Origin of the sequence: Pseudomonas sp. PDM15 (assembly GCF_014851565.1) — a bacterium.
Taxonomy (GTDB): Bacteria; Pseudomonadota; Gammaproteobacteria; order Pseudomonadales; family Pseudomonadaceae; genus Aquipseudomonas.
Genome location: NZ_JACVAA010000003.1, coordinates 204,319 through 221,244, shown reverse-complemented (window position 1 = coordinate 221,244; position 16,926 = coordinate 204,319). Strand labels below are relative to the sequence as shown.

12 protein-coding genes are annotated in these 16,926 nt (G+C 66.8%); 3 read left to right on the top strand and 9 right to left on the bottom strand.

Translation table 11 applies throughout. The features are described from left to right. Window positions 1-2 precede the first annotated feature (2 nt). Window positions 3-962: a TIGR03885 family FMN-dependent LLM class oxidoreductase gene (locus IB232_RS08995; protein ID WP_192398173.1), complete on the top strand. Its 960-nt coding sequence runs from the start codon at window positions 3-5 to the stop codon at window positions 960-962. On the opposite strand, the gene IB232_RS08990 is transcribed toward IB232_RS08995, so the two are convergent. After that, window positions 934-2,622 (bottom strand): alpha-amylase family protein, encoded by a 1,689-nt coding sequence (locus IB232_RS08990; RefSeq protein WP_192398172.1) that lies wholly within the window; start codon window positions 2,620-2,622, stop codon window positions 934-936. The two genes, IB232_RS08995 and IB232_RS08990, sit on opposite strands and share 29 nt — an antisense overlap. Before the next feature lie 275 nt (window positions 2,623-2,897). Here IB232_RS08990 and IB232_RS08985 point away from each other — a divergent pair, with 275 nt between their 5' ends. After that, on the top strand, window positions 2,898-4,244 hold the full coding sequence (locus IB232_RS08985; RefSeq protein WP_192398171.1) for a cation:proton antiporter: 1,347 nt from the start codon (window positions 2,898-2,900) through the stop codon (window positions 4,242-4,244). A gap of 1 nt (window position 4,245) precedes the next feature. Here the strand turns inward: IB232_RS08985 and IB232_RS08980 are convergent, their stop codons facing one another. The 8 genes from IB232_RS08980 to IB232_RS08945 form a co-directional block, all read right to left on the bottom strand. Continuing rightward, window positions 4,246-7,824 (bottom strand): EAL domain-containing protein, encoded by a 3,579-nt coding sequence (locus IB232_RS08980; RefSeq protein ID WP_192398170.1) that lies wholly within the window; start codon window positions 7,822-7,824, stop codon window positions 4,246-4,248. Window positions 7,825-7,826: 2 nt separating this feature from the next. Continuing rightward, complete coding sequence (locus tag IB232_RS08975; protein WP_192398169.1) at window positions 7,827-8,894, bottom strand: chemotaxis protein CheB; 1,068 nt, start codon at window positions 8,892-8,894, stop codon at window positions 7,827-7,829. Window positions 8,895-8,906: 12 nt separating this feature from the next. Next, window positions 8,907-11,105, bottom strand: coding sequence for a response regulator (locus tag IB232_RS08970; protein ID WP_192398168.1), 2,199 nt, complete (start codon window positions 11,103-11,105; stop codon window positions 8,907-8,909). Between the two features lie 7 nt (window positions 11,106-11,112). Continuing rightward, entirely contained in the window at window positions 11,113-12,741 is a 1,629-nt protein-coding gene (locus IB232_RS08965) for a methyl-accepting chemotaxis protein (RefSeq protein ID WP_192398167.1), read from the bottom strand. Between the two features lie 20 nt (window positions 12,742-12,761). Beyond that, window positions 12,762-13,370 carry a chemotaxis protein CheW gene (locus tag IB232_RS08960; protein WP_192398166.1) on the bottom strand — a complete coding sequence of 203 codons (609 nt, stop codon included), beginning with the start codon at window positions 13,368-13,370 and terminating at the stop codon, window positions 12,762-12,764. Continuing rightward, window positions 13,367-14,854 (bottom strand): CheR family methyltransferase, encoded by a 1,488-nt coding sequence (locus IB232_RS08955; RefSeq protein ID WP_192398165.1) that lies wholly within the window; start codon window positions 14,852-14,854, stop codon window positions 13,367-13,369. Before IB232_RS08955 ends, IB232_RS08960 begins: the two co-directional genes overlap by 4 nt. Next, the gene (locus IB232_RS08950) at window positions 14,841-15,317 is read right to left on the bottom strand and encodes a chemotaxis protein CheW (RefSeq protein WP_192398164.1); all 477 of its coding nucleotides are present in this window, start codon (window positions 15,315-15,317) and stop codon (window positions 14,841-14,843) included. Before IB232_RS08950 ends, IB232_RS08955 begins: the two co-directional genes overlap by 14 nt. A gap of 139 nt (window positions 15,318-15,456) precedes the next feature. After that, the gene (locus IB232_RS08945) at window positions 15,457-15,891 is read right to left on the bottom strand and encodes a PACE efflux transporter (protein WP_192398163.1); all 435 of its coding nucleotides are present in this window, start codon (window positions 15,889-15,891) and stop codon (window positions 15,457-15,459) included. Between the two features lie 129 nt (window positions 15,892-16,020). Between IB232_RS08945 and IB232_RS08940 the strand changes: the two genes are divergently transcribed. Then, window positions 16,021-16,923 (top strand): LysR substrate-binding domain-containing protein, encoded by a 903-nt coding sequence (locus tag IB232_RS08940; protein WP_192398162.1) that lies wholly within the window; start codon window positions 16,021-16,023, stop codon window positions 16,921-16,923. Window positions 16,924-16,926 lie beyond the last annotated feature (3 nt).

Sequence of the window (16,926 nt, the reverse complement as noted above, 5' to 3'; positions counted from 1 at the left end):
CCATGCCAGTGATCGGCTATCACGCCTCCCACGAACAGTTTCCGCCCGGCGAACTGCTGCAGCTGATGCAACAGGCCGAGCGCGCCGGCTTCGCCGCCGGCATGTGCTCGGACCACTTCCATCCGTGGAGCGAAAGCCAGGGCGAAAGCGGCTTCGCCTGGTCCTGGCTGGGCGCGGCACTGCAGGGCACCGCCTTCGACCTGGGCGTGGTCAATACGCCGTGCTTTCGCTATCACCCGGCGCTGATCGCCCAGGCCACCGCGACCCTGGCGCAGATGTACCCGGGGCGCTTCTGGCTGGCAGTGGGCAGCGGCGAAGCGATCAACGAGTCGATCACCGGCGAGCGCTGGCCACCCAAGGCGGAACGCAATGCCCGTCTGGCCGAGGCGGTGGCGATCATCCGCGCCCTGTGGGCCGGCGAGGAAGTGTCGCGCGATGGCTTGATCAAGGTGGAGCGGGCGCGGCTGTATAGCCTGCCGTCACGCCCGCCCGCGCTGTACGCGGCGGTGCTGTCGGAGCAGACCGCGCGCTGGGCCGGGAGCTGGGCGGACGGCATGATCACGGTCAGCAGCACGCCGGAGCAGCAGCAACGCATCATCGATGCCTTCCGTGACGGCGGTGGCGCCGGCAAACCCCTGCTGCTGCAGGCCAAGCTGTCCTACGCCGAGAGCGAAGCCGAAGCCCTCGCCGGGGCCCATCAGCAATGGCGCACCAACGTGCTGCCCGGCCCGCTGACGCAGGATCTGAAGAGCGTCGAGGAGTTCGAGGCGGCGGCCAGCACGGTGCGCCCCGAGGATCTGCTCGAGCAGGTGCGCATCGGCAGCGACCTGGCGCAACACGCCGCCTGGCTGCAAGCCGATCTGCAGCAGGGTTTCGAGCGCATCTACCTGCACAACGTCAACCGCCACCAGCAGCGCTTCATCGAGGCTTTCGCTAGCTCGGTGCTTCCGCAATTGCGCTAGCCACGCTGGCGCCGTTCTCGGCCGGAGAGAAGATCGAACCGACTCGCCACCAGGTGTAGCCGTAGGGCGCCAGCTGCAGTTCCAGTGCCCCGATGGCATCGGCCCGCGCCACCTGGCGCGAGATCAGCTCGTAGCAGTCGCGGTCGGCCAGCTCCGGGTGGCGTATGCGCACCGTGCAGGCGCTGCGTGCCAGGTTGTGCACACAGACCACCCGGCCGCGATCGAGGAAATAGCTCTCGGCGAGTACGGCCGGCCCGCCATCGCACTCGATGAATTCGTGGCGCCCCAGGCCGAACTCCGGACAGGAGCGCCGTGTCTCGATCAGCGTCCGCGTGGCGTTGAGCTGGGACTGCGGATCCAACCACTGTTCGGTGGCGTTGACCCGCGCATAACCATATTCGCCGTCGTCGATCATCGGCCGGATCAGGCGTTGCGGATCGGCGCTGGAGAAACCGCCGTTACGCTCAGCCGACCACTGCATCGGCGTACGTACTGGGAAGCGATCCGGCAGCTCCAGCTTGTCGCCCATGCCCAGCTCGTCGCCGTAGTACAGCAGCGGCGCGCCGCTGCGGCTGAACAACACGCTCAGCGCCAGGCGCACCCGCCGCGGGTCGCTCAGCAGCGGCGCCAGGCGTCGGCGCGCGCCGCGTCCATAGATGCGCATATGCTCCTGTGGGGCGATCGCGTCGAGCAGCTCCTCGCGCGTCGCCTCGTCCAGCATGGCCAGGTTCAGCTCGTCGTGATGGCGCAGGAAGTTCATCCACTGGGCGCTGGGCGGCAAGGGTGGCAGCAGCGATTCCAGCTCACGAATCGGCGTGCCGTCCTCGCGGGCCAAGGCCAGGAAGATGCGCTCGGCGCCGATGAAGTTGAACAGCTGATTCAACCCGTCGCCATTGCCGAAGAACTGCCCCAGTTCCTCGGGCGCCACATTGGCCTCGCCCACCAGCAGCGCGCCGTGGCCATAGCGGCTGGCGTGGCGGCGCAGCTGGCGCAGGTACTCATGTGGGTCGCTGAAGTGTTGTGCCGGCCCCTTGGGCAGGATCAGGTAGGGCGCGGCGTCCACCCGGAAGCCGTCCACGCCCAGGGCCAGCCAGAAGCTGAGGATGCGCATCACCTCCTGGCGCACCTTGGGGTTGCTGTGGTTCAGCGACGGCTCGAAGTCGTGGAAGCGATGGAAGTAGTAGGCGCCGGCCTGCTCGTCGTAGGTCCACACGCTGTCGTACTGGTCGGGAAACATCACCTGGTCGGCCTGCGCGTCGTCCGGCTCCTCCACCCACACGTAGTAGTCGCGAAACGGCGAGCCGGGGTGGCGCGAGGCCTGGAACCAGGGATGCTGGCTGGAGGTATGGTTGACCACCAGATCGAGGAGCACCCGAATGCCACGCGCCCGGGCCTCGTCGATGAAGGCGCTGAAGTCACCGAAGCTGCCCAGGTGGGGGTCGATGCCGTAGTGGTCGATCACGTCATAGCCGTCGTCGCGCTCCGATGACGGATGGAACGGCATCAGCAGCAGGCTGTTGATGCCCAGCTGGCGCAAGTAGTCCAGGCGCGCGGTGAGGCCGGGGAAATCGCCGATGCCATCGCCATTGGAGTCATGAAAGGTGGCGACATCCAGCTGATAGGACACCGCGCTGTCGTACCACACGTCGTTCGCTTCCATCCGCCACTCCGCCGGCTCGGACCCTGCTAGATGGAGCCGAGCGCGACGGTACAAGTTCAGGCAATCGCCGAGCCGCCGGATCGGGATCGGCATCCCGATGTCCTGGCCACTCACGGCATGGGCCAGCAGCCGATGACGTATCGATCCGCAGCCCAGCCAACCGGAAAAGCGCCTTGAACCCCGCAGCCCGCAGCCCCGTCTCAACTGAATAACCTACCAGGCGGTCTTCCGATGCATCCTTCGCCCTGCCCCGCACCGTGCCAACGGAGAACGCCATGAGCTTCAGCCTTTGGCTGCTGGTACTTGGCACCCTGCTGTTGATCCTGGCGCTGGCGTCCGCCTACCTGCGCCTGCTGCCGATCTCATCCTCGGTGCTGTACCTGACCTTCGGCCTGGCCATCGGCCCTCTCGGCCTAAAACTCTGGCAGCAGGGCCTCGGCCCTATCAGTGGTTGGCTGGAACATCTGGCCGGGGCCGCGGTACTGGTCTCGCTGTTCATCGGCGGGCTCAAGCTGCGCCTGCCGCTGCGTTCGCCGGAATGGCGCGCGGCCTGGCTACTGGCGGGGCCGGTGTTGGTCGGCACCATCCTCGGCCTGACCCTGGTCGGCCACTTCGGCCTCGGCCTGGACTGGGGCCTGGCGCTGCTGGTGGCGGCCATCCTCTCGCCCACCGATCCGGTACTGGCCAGCCTGGTGCAGGTCAGCCATGCCGGCGATGTCGACCGCCTGCGTTACGCGATCTCCGGCGAGGCCGGGCTCAATGACGGCATCGCCTTTCCCTTCGTGGTGCTCGCGCTGCTGCTGATCGCCCAAGGGCAAGCGCTACCGCAGCTTGATGAGGTAATGCGCTGGCTGCTCAGTGACGTGGTGTGGGCCGTCCCCGCCGGCCTGCTGCTAGGTTATGCACTCGGCCGCGGCACCGGGCGCCTGGTGATCTACCTGCGCGCACGACACACCGATACGGTGGTGACTGCCAACGACTTCCTCGCACTGGCGCTGATCTCTCTCTCCTACGCCTGCGCAGAGTTCATCGGTGCCTGGGGCTTTCTCGCCACCTTCGCCGCCGGCCTGGGCCTGCGCCATGCCGAGGTGGAGACCAGCAGCCACACCGATGATCCCGCAGAAGAAAAGAACGTCAATCCGGCGCCGCGCGAGGAAGGCCAAGCCAATGTGCTGGTGGAGTTCGGCGCCGATCCGGAAGAGCACCCGCAGATCGCCGCCGGCGCGCTGATGGCCGACATCCTCTCCTTCGGCGGGCTGCTCGAGCGCATTCTGGAAATCCTCCTGGTGACCCTGCTCGGCGCCCTGCTGATCTACCACTGGGACTGGCGCGCCCTGCCCCTGGCGCTCGCCCTGTTCTGCCTGGTACGCCCGGCCATGGCCGTGTTGCTGATCCGCGAGCGCCAATTGCCACTCGGCCATCGCCTGTTCGTCGGCTGGTTCGGCATCCGCGGCATCGGCAGCCTGTACTACCTCAGCTACGCCATCAACCACGACCTGTCCCCACTGGCCGCCAGCGAGGCCAGCGACCTGGTGCTCAGCGTGGTGGCCCTGAGCATCCTGTTGCACGGCCTGTCGACCCAGCCGCTGCTGGATTGCTACGAGCGACTATATCGACGCTGACTCAGCGCGCCATGCCAACCTGCTCGCGCAGGCGGCGGTTCTCGCGGTGCAGTTCGCGTTGCTGGAAGGCCTCGCGCAGCTGGTTGCGCAGGTCTTCCGGCTCCCATGGGGTGGTGATGAAGCGGTAGATCACGCCCTCGTTGACCGCCTTTAGGATGCTGCCGACCCGAGCGGCGTCGCTTAGGGCCAGGCGGATGGCGTCCGGGTAGATGCTGCGGACCTTGCGCAGGAATTCCACCCCGTGCATGTCGACTAGGCTCAGGTCGGTCAGCACCACGTCCACCGGGTATTGCGCCATCAGGTTGAGCGCGGCGGCGCCGTCGCTGGCGCTGAGCAGCTTGTAGCTTTCCAGACGCAGAAGGCGGCGCAGGGCGTCGTGGCTCTCGGTGCTGCCATCGACGATCAGCAGATAACGCTCGGTGCCATCGAGGATATTGGTCGGCAGGCTCAGCGGCGCGCCGCTCTGCAGGAACTGCATGCAGGCCAGCGGCGGCAGCGGCGGTGAGTAGAAGTAGCCCTGCATCTCGTCGCAGCCGGCGGCGCGCAGGAAGCTCATCTGCTCCGACTGCTCCACCCCTTCGGCGATCACCTTTATCCCCAGGTTGTGGCCGATGGAGATCATCGAGCGGGCCAGCGAGGCGCTGTCCGGTTCGGTGAGAATGTCGGTGATGAAGCTGCGGTCGATCTTCAGCTGGCTGAACGGGAAGCGCTTGAGGTAACCCAGCGACGAGTAGCCGGTACCGAAATCGTCGATGGAGAAGCGCACGCCCTGCTCGCACAGATGCTGCATCTTGCGCTGCACCACGTCGGCGTCGCTGGTGAGGATGGTCTCGGTCAGTTCGATCTTGATCCAACGCGAGGGAATGCTCTGGTTCCTCAGCACGCTGAGGATGCGTTCGATGAAGTTCTCGTCGGCGAAACTGATGGCGGAGAAGTTCACCGCCACGCTGAGGTCCTGGCTGAAGCTCTCGCGCCAGATCGCCAGCTGCTTGCATACCATCTCGAACACGTAGAAGTCGATATCGACGATCCAGCCGGTTTCCTCGGCCAGCGGAATGAACTCGCCCGGCGAGACGATGGTGCCACCGCGATTCCAGCGCACCAGCGCCTCGAAACCGCACAGACGGCCGCTCTGCAGGTCCAGCTGCGGCTGGTAGAAAACGATGAATTCCTGGTTCTGCAGGGCGTGGCGAGTCTGCTGTTCCATGGCCAAGCGCGCCTGCACCTGCTCGTTCATCGCCGGCATGAAGGCGCAGATGCGGTTACGCCCCTGGTGCTTGGCCTGGTACATGGCAGTGTCGGCGTTGCGCAGCAGGGTGCCGGCATCGCGCCCGTCGCTGGGGAAGCAGCAGAAACCGATGCTGCAGCTGACCGCCACTTCCTGACCATCCAGCATCATCGGGCTGGCGATGGTGTCCTTGATATGCTCCAGCAGGGCGACCTGCTCGCTGAGCTGGACGGTGTCGGCCACCAGAATGATGAACTCGTCGCCCCCCAGCCGCGCCACTGTGTCGATGTCACGCACACTGGCACGCAGCCGCGCGGCAATCTCGATCAGCAGCTGGTCGCCGGCGCTGTGGCCCAGACTGTCGTTGACCACCTTGAACTGGTCGACATCCATGAACGCCAGGGTGAACTGGCCGCTGCCGCGGCTGGCGAAGGCGATGGCCTGGCCGATACGGTCATTGAGCAGGTTGCGATTGGGCAGGCCGGTGAGGCTGTCGTGGTTGGCCTGGTGTTCCAGCTCCTCCTGATAGCGCTTGCTCTCGGTGACGTCATGCAGGATGCCGACGAAATGGCTGACCTTGCCGCGATCGTTGACCACCGGCGCCACCCGCAGGTCGTTCCAGAATTCCGAGCCGTCCTTGCGGTAGTTGCGCAGCAGGGCTGCACCCTCCTCCTTCGCCACCAGGGCGCGGCGAATGTTGTCCAGCCCGGCCTGATTGCGCTCGTCGCCTTGCAGAAAACGACAGTTGCGCCCCAGGACATCCTCGACCGCATAGCCGGTGATGCGCTCGAAGGCCGGATTGGCGTAGACGATGGGCTGATCCGGATGTTCGGCATCGGTGATGATCACCGCGTTGACGCTGGCCTCGACCGCGCGGGTGCGGATGCGAATGTCCAGGTCACGGCGGCGCTGTTCGGTGATGTCCTGGATCACCACGATGGCGCCCTGGATCACCTGGCTGGCATCGCGAAATGGCACCGCCGAGTTGAGGATGGTCTTGCGCTCGCCCTTGAAGGTCTCGATGTCAACCACCTCGTTGCGCGACACCCGACCGTGCTGCACGGCGCGCATCATCGACCAGTCCGTCTCGGTGATGCGTTCGCCGGTTTCCGCCCACCAACCGCGATAGTGGCCGTAACCCTCCGCCCCGCTCGGGTGGGCGCCGCCCCAGATCAGGCTGCTTTCCGGATTGCTCATGATCAGGCGGCCTTGCTGGTCGGTGACGAACACCCCCACCGGCAGGCTGTCCAGTACCTTGCGCAACAGCTCCTCGCTCTTGGTCAGCGCCTCGGTGCGCTGCTCCACCAGTTGCTCCATGCTTTCGAACAGGCGCGCGCGGCCCAGGGCCATGGCCAGCTGGCGGCCGATCGAGGCCAGGGCGCTGAGCGACTCTTCCGACCAGGGCTGCGCATCGCGCTGTACCACGTTGAGCATGCCGATGATCTCGCTGCCCATCTGCAGCGGGATGCTGGCGTGGATGGAGTCGCCGGGCTTGTCGATCAACGCCGGGCAGTCACTGATGTTGCTCGGCCGGGACAGCTTGTCGCTGACCCAGGCATGCCGGCACGGGCAGTTGCGGGCGCATTTATCGAGATCATGCTTCGAATAGTTCGGCCCACGCGCGCGGGCGCCAGCCACATGGGCCGGCTCGTGCGGCTCGTTGGCGTCGGCCAGCAGCAGCCAGGCGCCGACCGCATCGGGGAACTCCAGGATGCGCCGCAGCGCAGCGTCGATGACGTTGCGCTCGCTCTTGGCATCAGTCAGGCCGCTGGTGAAGTGGAACAGGCAATTGAGCAGCGAGTTGGTACGGGCCAGCTCGTCGTGTTTGGCCTGAAGCTCGTTGTTCAGGCGTACGCCCTGCTCGTAGGTGGAGATCAGCAGGTCGAGGATCTGCTGGCGGCTGGCGGTGATGAAGTGCCGCTCGCCCTCCAGCACGACCTCGACGCCCATCTGCACCCGCTCGTGGCTGCGCAGCTCCAGGTTGACCAGAAAGTAGCGGATGCGCGACATCAGGTATTTTTCGTCAAAGGGCTTGACGATGAAGTTGTCGGCTCCCGACGCCAGGCCATGGACTACATCGCGGGCGTCCGCCAGTGCAGTGACCAGGATGATCGGGATGCTCTGGGTCAGCGCCGAACTCTTCAGCTGACGGCACAGCTCATAGCCGTCCATTTCCGGCATGACGATGTCGCTGATGACGATGGTCGGCTTGCGCACCGCCACCATCTCCAGCGCCTCGCGGCCATTGCTCGCCACCCGCACCTTGCAGCCAACGGCTTCGAGCATGTACTGCAGTTCGGTGGCCTGGGTGTGGCTGTCTTCCACCACCAAGATGTCGGCGTCGGCATACATGGTCATTCCCTCCCGTTACTTCCGTTTACTGCGGCCATGTGGGCGGCTATTGCGTTGAGCAGTTCTGCGATGCCTTCGGGCGGCAGCACCTGACGGGCTGCCTGCAGACCGATGGCCGCCTTGGGCATGGAGTCGATCACCGCCGTACTCGGTTCCTGCACCAGAGTCAGGGCGCCGGCCTGGCACATATCGGCCAGGCCTTGGGCGCCGTCGCGGCCCATGCCGGACATCTGGATGCCGATCGCCTGCTTGCCGAAGTGACGGGCAACCGAGCGGAACAGGTAGTTGGCGGCCGGGCGCACGTGTTCTTCCGGCGGGGCATCGTCGAGAACCACGCTGCGATTGGCGGCAAAGCCCAGATGATGACCGTCCGGCGCCAGGTGCAATGCGCCAGGAGTCAGGCGCTGGCCACCCTCGGCGATCACTATCGGTAGCGGCGTCAGCGTCGCCAGCCAGTCGCGGAAGCTCGGCAAAAAGCCTGGCGCGATGTGCTGGACCAGCACCATGGCCCAGGGCTGTGGTGGCACCAGGGATTGCAGGAAAGCCTTGATCGCCATCGGGCCACCCGCCGATGCGGAGATCGCCACCAGCAACGGTGCGCACGCCGCCGTCTGCGCCACCAGCGGCGGAGTATCGACAGCGCTCGCCGCACTGGGTCGGCGCTTACGCCGCACGATTTTCACCTGGACCATGCTGCGCAGGGTGCGCAGCAGCTCATCAATGCGCTCCTCGAAGTCGCTGGCGGTCGGCCCCGCCGGCTTCTCCAGTACCGCCAGGGCGCCGGCTTCGAGGGCGCGCATGGCCGTGACCGAGGCCTGGTGGTTGACGCTGGCGGAGAGAATCACCACCGGCAAGGCGTAGTGCTCGAGAATGCGCTCAGTGGTCTCGTAGCCATCCATGCCCGGCATGTGCACGTCCATGGTGACGATGTCCGGGGTGAACCCGCCGAGTAGCGCCTGCAAAGCCTCGCTACCGGTGCTGGCCTCGCGTACCTCATAGCCCTCCCCCTCGAGCACGGCACGCAGCAGCATGCGGCTCACCGGTGAATCGTCCACTACCAGCACACGCATTCCCGTCCCCCCTCAGATGAGCCGGCGAATGGCTTCCAGCAGGTTGTCCTGCTCGAAACCGCTCTTGGCCAGATAGGCATTGGCCCCCGCCTCCAGACCGCGTGCGCGGTCCTCGGCAGAATGCAGGGCGGTCACCAGCACCACCGGCAGATCCGCCAGGGTGCGGTCGGCGCGAATGCGGCTGGTCAGGGTGAAGCCATCCAGACGCGGCATTTCCACGTCGGACACCAGCAGGTCGAACTGTCCCTGCTTCAAGGCATTCCAGGCCTCCAGGCCATCGTTGGCGGTGGTCACCCGGTAACCCGCCGCCTCCAGAATCGCCTTGAGCAGCCCCCGCGAAGTAAACGAGTCCTCGGCGATCAGCAGGCGCTGCACTACCTCGCTGCGGCGCGGCTGCGCCTGCTGGCTGAGGCTGGAGTCCTGCGACTCCAATGCGCTGCGATAGAGATCGGCGGGATGCAGGATGGGCACCAGTTGGCCATCGCCTAGCACGGTGGCGCCCATCAGGTTGCGCACCCGCTGCAGCTGGCGGCCGAGGTTCTTGACGATGATTTCCTGGTCGCCCAGCAGCTCCTCCACCAGCAGCACGAAGCGCTCGCCGCGCACCTTGAGCAGCAGCAGAGTCAGCTCGCTGGCGATGATCGGCGGCTGCGCCAGGCCGAGCACATCGGCCAGCGGCCAGAGCGGCAGCACCTCGCCTTCGAAGGCCACCGACGGGCGATTCTCCAGGGTACGGATGGCACTCGCCGGCAGGCGCAGGCAGCGTTCCACCGCCAGGGCCGGCACCGCGAACACCCGCTCGGCGTTGCGCACGATCACCGCGCGGAAGGTCGACAGGCTCAGCGGCAGGTGCAGGTGGAAACAGGTGCCGGCACTGCGCGTGGACTCCAGTTCGATGCGCCCACCGAGACGCTCCACCGTGTCCTGGACGATGGCCATGCCTAGGCCGCGGCCGGAAATGTCGGTGATCATGCCGCTGGTGGACAGCCCGGAGAGGAAGATCAACCCCAACGCCTCGCGCTCGCCCAGGGCCTGTGCCTGCTCCGCGCTGAGCAGTCCGGCAGCCATGGCCTTTGCCTTCAGCCCGGCGGGATCGATGCCCGCACCGTCGTCGCTGACCCGCAGTTCGAAGCGGTCCGCCGACTCCTGGGCCAGTTCCACTAGCAGTTTTCCTACCGGATTCTTGCCCTGGCCGGTGCGCTGCTCCGGGGTTTCCAGGCCGTGGTCGATGGCGTTGCGCAGCAGGTGGGTGAGGACGATGCGCAGCTCGTCGAGGATGCGCTTGTCGATCTGCAGGCTTTCGCCGCGTACCTGCAGCTCCGCGCGTTTGCCGGCCTGGCTGGCGATGTCCTGGACCATGGCCGGCACGCCTTCGAGCAGACTGCTGCCAGACAGCAACAGCGCGCCCTGCATCTCGCCGGTCAGCGCGTCGGACAACTGGGCCAGTCCCAGGGCCATCTGCGCTCCAGACTTGGCCAGGCGCGCGGCCCCGAAATGCAGGCGGTCGAGCTGCGACAGGCTCCAGTCGAGATAATCGAGCACGCTCTTGAGGCCTTCCTGGGCGCTACTGGGCAGCTCATCGAGGCTCTCGCGCAGCTGCTTGAGCGCACCGGAGCCGAGCATGCGTTTGGTCCGCTGCGGCTCGAAGGCCAGCGCGTGCTCCTGCAGGCTGCGCGCGTGGGCCTGGGCCTCCAACTTGTGCTGCAGCAGCACCTCGCTGTGGAACAGCAGCGCGTCCAGGCGCTCGGTGGCCACGCGCACGGTGGTCGGGTCCTGCGGCAGCTCGGCACTGGGTGCTTCCAGCACCGGCAGCTCCACCTCCTGACCCAGGGTGCTGTCGTTGAGGCTGTCGATCATCTGCGCCAGCTCGTTGCCATCCACCTCCTGACCGGCGTGCAGGCGCTGCACCAATTTGAGGGTCAGGCGGCACAGCTCTACCCGTTCCGGCGTCAGCTCGATATGGGCGTGGCGCACGGCGCCGAGCAGGCTCTCCCAGGCGTGGCAGATTCGCTCGATCTCGCCGATCCCGGCGGCTCGCGATGCTCCCTTGATGCTGTGCACCTCGCGAAACAGCGACTCGATGCCCTGCTCGCTGGCGCCACCCTCGCGCCAGTTGGCCAGGGTGTCGGCGAGGATTGCCAGACGCTCGGCCGCCTCGGCGCGGAAGCTCGCCTGCAGCCGCTGCCGGAGTGCGTCGCGGTCGAAGCTCACGGGTGCCTCACAGCTTGAACCGGGCCGCCAGGCCCTTGAGCTTGAGGCCGAGCTGATGCAGATTGCGCGCCGCCATGTCCACCTGCCGCGCACCGGCCACATTGTCCTGGCTGGCCTGGCGGATGTTCTCCATGGCGCTGCCGATCTGGTCCATGCCGATCATCTGCTGCTGGCTGGTGGCGGCGATCTGCAGGGCGATCTCGCTGGATTCTTCCACGCTGCTGCCCAGGGTGCGGATCGCCTCGCCACTGACCTGGGCACGCTGGTAGCCGCCCTCCACCGACTTGCTGCCCTCCTCGGCGAGAATCACCGCCTTGGTCATGGCCTTCTGGATGTCGCCGAGGATGCCACGCACCTGGGCGGTGGCCTGTTTGGACTGTTCAGCGAGGGTCTTGACCTCCTGCGCCACCACCGAGAACCCCTTGCCCGCCTCGCCGGCCTTGACCGCCTCGATCGAGGCATTCACGCCGAGCAGGTTGGATTGTTCGGCCAGGTCGTTGACCGAGGCGACTATCTCGCCGATGGTCTGGCTCTGCTCGCCCAGGCGCATGATGCTCTCGGCCACCGCCTGCATCTGCTCGCGGATCAGGCCCATGCCGCGCAGGTTTTCTTCCACCGACTGGCGGCCGCTCTGCACCACCTGGCGGGTACGCTCGGTGCTCTCGCTGACCGACTGCGACTTGTTGCCGGCGAGCACCGCCGTCTGCTTGACCTCCTCCACCGTGGTGGCGATCTCGCTGATCGCCGTGGCGGTTTCCTGGGTGCTGGCCGCCACCTGGGTGGTCACCGCGATAATTTCCTCGCTGGCGCTGGCCACCACCGAGATGCTCTCGTCGAGCTCCTGGACCAGTTCGCGCAGGTACTGGCTCATGTTGAAGAACGCGTGGCTGAGACGGCCGACCTCGTCCTGGCGCGTGTGCCCGGGCAGTTCGCGGGGAATTTCGCCACGGCCGATCTGCTCGGCCAGGTTGGTCAGGCGCGCCAGCGGCTGGGCGATGTGCCGGCTGAGCAGCCAGGCCAGCAGCGCGCCGCCCAGCACCAGGGCCAGGCCGGCCTGGAAGATGCTGCTGCGCAGGTCCTCCAGCGCCTGTTGCGACTGGATGGTGCTCTCGGCAATGCGCTGATTGGTGCGTGCCACCAGTTGTTCGGCCAGGTCGTGCAGGCGCTCCACTCGTTGCCGCTGCGGGCCGGCGACCAACGCCCGCACTTCGTCCAGCTTGCCAGCCTGCAGCAGCGGCAGCAGTTCGTTGTCGCGGCTGCGCACATAACCGGCGCGCAGGCTTTGCATCTGCTTGAGCAGCTCGATGGTCACCTCGTCACCCTGCACGGCGGTCTGCAGGCGTTCCAGGCGACGATCATTCAGCTCGCTGCCGGCGCGAATGCTTTCCTCCAGCACCTGGGCATCGCCGCCGAGGGCGCTGAGCATCTCCACCCGCTGCAGGTTGATGCTGATCAGCAGGTCCTTGACGTCGGTCACCCGCGCATAGCGTCGGGCGAACTGTTCCTCCTCGCTTTTCTGCAAGGCGACGAACTGCTCCAGCGTGGTGAACAGCAGCAATGCGAAACCCAGGATCAGCACCGCGAATGCCAGCATCAGCTTGCTACCGATACGCAGGTTCAACAGGTTTGCCAGCATGAATCCTCCTTGCTTGGTCGTTAGTCGTCGGCGTGGACGCGTAGGTTCGGGTCACCGAGCAGGCGTGTGCCATCCAGCACCGTGGTCTGCTCCGCGGTAACTCCCAGCAGGTAGTTCGCGCGGATGCCCGTCAGGTTGGCCAGGCCCGCCTGCAGGCTGTCGCGCGGGATCTGCTCGATACCGCGGATGCGATCGGCCAGCAGGCCGAATTCCATGTCCTGGTTGCGCAGCACCACCAGGTAGTTCTTGTCGGAGAGGCCCTCGATCGGCAGTTCGAAGAACACCCGCAGGTCCAGCACCGAGACGATGTGCCCGCGCACATTGACGATGCCCAGCACGAAGGGTGGCGTACCCGGCAGCGGGGTGAAGTGCGGCAGCGGCAGCACGGCGCCGACATGCAGGGTCTCGATCGCGTAGAGCTCTTCGCCGAGGGTAAAGCTGAGCAGCTCGATCAGGCTGTCCGGCCGAGTTTCCTCGACGTTGCGCGCCCATTCGCGGGTGCGTTGCTGCAGGCGCTCCTGGTGCTCGCCGGGGTCGGGGGAGAATTCCTGGTCGATGCGCCGTTCGAACTCCGCGAGGCGCTCGCGCAACTGCGCCCAGCGCTCCTCGACGTTGCTCGTCTCGTTCATGCGCGGCCCTCCAGCAATTGTTCGCAGAGCCGACGCAGCTGGCCGGCGCTGAGGCCGTCGCCGAGCGGCACCTGTGCGTCGGCGGCCCAGGACTGCAGCAGTCCCAAACAGACCCGCAGGGCCTTGTCGCCGGGCTGGCGGCGGCCTGCCTCGCGCAGCAGCAGCCCCTGCTGGAAGTGCAGCATCGAGCAGTCAGGGTCCAGGTAGAGCGCCTTGTGCAGGGCCTGCAGGGCCGCCGTCACGTCACCCTCCTGGCGGGCCAACAGCGCCTGCAGCCAATAGGCAGGCAGCGCTGCGGCATCCAGATCGAGGGCGCGTTGCAACCATTCCCTGGCCTCGCCGCTGCGCTGTTGATCGGCCCAGCTGCGTGCCATCAGCAGGCAGGCGTCATAGCGCCTGGCCAGGGCCAGACCGGGGCGGGCCAGGTAGCCATCCAGCAGTTCCCGTGCCCGATCCATGCGGCCCTGGGCCAACGCCGCCTCGGCATCGCGCCACAGGGTGTCGGGCTCGACCTGCGCCGGCGCACTGGCGACAGGTTCGGGAGGCGCCGGTGGCACGAACTTGAACTCCACCACGGGGGCCTGAATGGGCTGTGTTCTCGCTAGCGGTGGCGGCGAGGTCCGCGCGGCCGCATCCGCTGCCAGCGCGTAGTTGCTGCCGGCCCAGAAGCCGTTCAGGCCGGCCTGGGTGGCGAGGCCCGCCTCCACGGCGCTGAGCACCAGGATGCCGTCGTCGCTCAGGCAGGCCAGCAGGCGACGCAGCGCGGCCGTGGCATGTTCGGTGGAGAAGTACATCAGCACATTGCGACAGAGGATCAGATCGATCCCGGCCAGTCCCCGACCGGGATTGGGCAACGCCTTGTCGGCCAGGTTGTGGCGCAGGAAGTGAATGCGGCCGCGCCATTCGGGGCGTACCCGCCAGCTGCGCTCGTCGGCCTGGAAATAGTGGGTGCGGAACGCCTCCTCGTTGCGCCGAAAGGCGTTCTGCCCGTAGCGCCCCTGCTCGGCACGGGCGAGGAAACCGGCGTTGATGTCGCTGGCCAGCAATTCCAGCGTCCAGCTCGCTGCCTCGGCGCCCAGCAGCCCGTCGAGCAGGAACAGCAGGCTGTAGGCCTCCTCGCCGGTGCAGCAGGCCGCGCTCCACACCCGCAGATAGCGCTGGCCGGCAGCGCGCCGGCGCTGCAGCAGCGGCGCCAGGTGGTGGCGGGCCAGCCAGTCGAGGGCCTCGGCATCGCGCCGGAAGTAGGTTTCGCCGACACTGAAGGCGGGAATCAGGGCCTGGATCTGCGCATCGTCCCAGTCCGCGAAGGCCAGGCTCTCCAGCCAGGTAGCCGGATCACGCCCCTGTTCCACGGCCAGCTGGCGCAGGCGCCGCAGCAGCTCGGCCCGCCGTGGCCCGCCGAAGTCCATGCCCAGATGCTGGTGCACCTTGCTCGCCAGCACCTCCAGCAGCCGCGGCGAACAGGTCGGCTCAGCCTGGCGCATCGTCCGCTCCGTTGGCATCCAGCGCGCGTTGCAGTTCAAGCTCGTCAGCGTCGCTCAGTAGTTGCTCGACGTCCTGGATCAGCAGCATGCCCTCCTCGGTACGCAACACGCCGCGCACCATCTCGCTAGGCACTCGGGGCTGCGCGGAATCAACCACATCCGTGGCGGAGCACTGGGCCGCCGTCTCCACGCCATCGACCGGTACCAGCAGTTCGCGAGTGCGACTGCGCAGCCAGAGAAACGGCTGCCATAGCGCGAGAGGCGCCGCCGGCCAGGCGAAGCGCCGTGCCAGGTCCACTACCGGGACAATCTGCCCACGCACATTGGCCAGGCCGAGAACGGTCTGCGGCGCGCCCGGCAGCGGCGTGCATTGCAATGCCGGGATCACCCGGATCACGTTTTCCAGAGGTACCGCCAGATGCTGCCCCGCTAGCCGGAAAGGCAGCACAGTAAATCTGTCCATAGAGGCGTCCAGTTGCCGCTAGCTGTCCTCTTTACCCTAGCCCAGCACAGCGGCACGTCCAGCGAACCGGTCCAACCGGTCAACTCGTCTGCCAACCCGCCGACAGCTTGCCGGCAGCCATTTGGAGCACGCGGTCAGCTCATCCCTGGCAAACCTCGACCGCGGAAGTGGGCACGCCGAACAGCAGATCGAAGGCCCACTGGAACGCGAAGGCATAGAAGAAGAAAAACAGCAGCAGCCCCAGATCGGCCACCAGCGCCTGCAGCCAGGAAATATCCAGCCACCAGGCCATCAGCGGCACCAGCATCAGCGCCAGGCCGCCCTCGAAACCCAGCGAATGCAGCAGACGCCGCCCCAGGGTGCGAGTACGCCGCTTCTGCCTGGCCTCCCAGTACTCGAACAGGCCGTTGAACAGCATGTTCCAGCTCAGCGCCACCAGGGACAGCAGCATGGCCAGGGTGCCGGAGTAGACCATGCTCTCGTCGAAGGCGTAGGCAATCACCGGCGACACGAACAACGCGCCGATTAGCTCGTAGAGCAGCGCCTGGACCACCTTGCGTTTTGCGCCTTGCATAGTTCACCTCACCCTTTGCCGTGCCATGGGCGGCACGTCGTGGCCATGAATCTATGGAGGTGCGGCCAACGGAACAAATGACCTATAGTTTGCCAGGATGAATACAACTCACCTATCGACGAGCCGCCCATGTTCGCCCGCCTGCCTCTCAACGCCCTGCGCACCTTCGAATCCGCCGCGCGCCTGGCCAGCTTTCGCGCCGCGGCGCTGGAGCTGAATGTCACGCCCACCGCCGTGTCGCATCAGATCCGTGGCCTGGAGCAATGGCTCGGCAGTCTGCTGTTCGAACGCCTGGGCCGCGGCGTACGCCTGACCGAGGCCGGCGAGCGCTTGCGGCGTAGTCTGCACGGCGCCCTGCTGGAGATCGACCGCAGCCTGGAAGCACTGCGCCCCCAGGCCGGCGAGCACAGCCTGAGCCTGAGCACCATGCCGGCCTTCGCCGCGCTCTGGCTGATTCCCCGCCTCGGCCGCTTTTATCGGCGCCATCCGGGCATCCGCGTACGCATCGAGACCAGCAACGAGCTGGTCGACCTGCAGCGTGACGCCAGCATCGACTTGGCCATCCGCTGCGGCCTGGGTGATTACCCGCAACTGTTCCAGCAAGCGCTGATGGAGGAGCGCTTCGCTGCCTATGCCGCGCCGCAGTTGCTGGAGCGCCTGCCAGCGCAGCGGCCGGAACTGATCGGCGTGGGCTGGGAGGCGCCACTGTCCGGCCTGCCGGCCTGGGAAACCTGGGCAGCCGAGGCCAACGAGCCCTGGGTTGCCGGCGCCATGCGCCGCGACTATCCCGACGAACACTACGCCCTGCAGGCGGCCATCGCCGGCCAGGGCCTGGTGCTGGCCAGCTCGGTGCTGGTCTCCGACAGCCTGGCCAGCGGCCTGCTCCGGCCCTACCGTGCCGATATCAGCCTGCCCGGCGCGCGCTACCTGGCGCTGTGCGTGCCGGGTCGCGAGCGCCAGCCGGCGATCAAGGCATTACTCAACTGGTTGGCGGAAGAGACCGCGCAGGAAGACCGGCAGCCTGTCGATTGAGGC

Coding starts and splice junctions, on each gene's coding strand:
- IB232_RS08995 (WP_192398173.1), top strand. CDS start 3: ATGCCAGTGATCGGCTATCACGCCTCCCACGAACAGTTTCCGCCCGGC.
- IB232_RS08990 (WP_192398172.1), bottom strand. CDS start 2,622: ATGGAAGCGAACGACGTGTGGTACGACAGCGCGGTGTCCTATCAGCTG.
- IB232_RS08985 (WP_192398171.1), top strand. CDS start 2,898: ATGAGCTTCAGCCTTTGGCTGCTGGTACTTGGCACCCTGCTGTTGATC.
- IB232_RS08980 (WP_192398170.1), bottom strand. CDS start 7,824: ATGTATGCCGACGCCGACATCTTGGTGGTGGAAGACAGCCACACCCAG.
- IB232_RS08975 (WP_192398169.1), bottom strand. CDS start 8,894: ATGCGTGTGCTGGTAGTGGACGATTCACCGGTGAGCCGCATGCTGCTG.
- IB232_RS08965 (WP_192398167.1), bottom strand. CDS start 12,741: ATGCTGGCAAACCTGTTGAACCTGCGTATCGGTAGCAAGCTGATGCTG.
- IB232_RS08960 (WP_192398166.1), bottom strand. CDS start 13,370: ATGAACGAGACGAGCAACGTCGAGGAGCGCTGGGCGCAGTTGCGCGAG.
- IB232_RS08955 (WP_192398165.1), bottom strand. CDS start 14,854: ATGCGCCAGGCTGAGCCGACCTGTTCGCCGCGGCTGCTGGAGGTGCTG.
- IB232_RS08950 (WP_192398164.1), bottom strand. CDS start 15,317: ATGGACAGATTTACTGTGCTGCCTTTCCGGCTAGCGGGGCAGCATCTG.
- IB232_RS08945 (WP_192398163.1), bottom strand. CDS start 15,891: ATGCAAGGCGCAAAACGCAAGGTGGTCCAGGCGCTGCTCTACGAGCTA.
- IB232_RS08940 (WP_192398162.1), top strand. CDS start 16,021: ATGTTCGCCCGCCTGCCTCTCAACGCCCTGCGCACCTTCGAATCCGCC.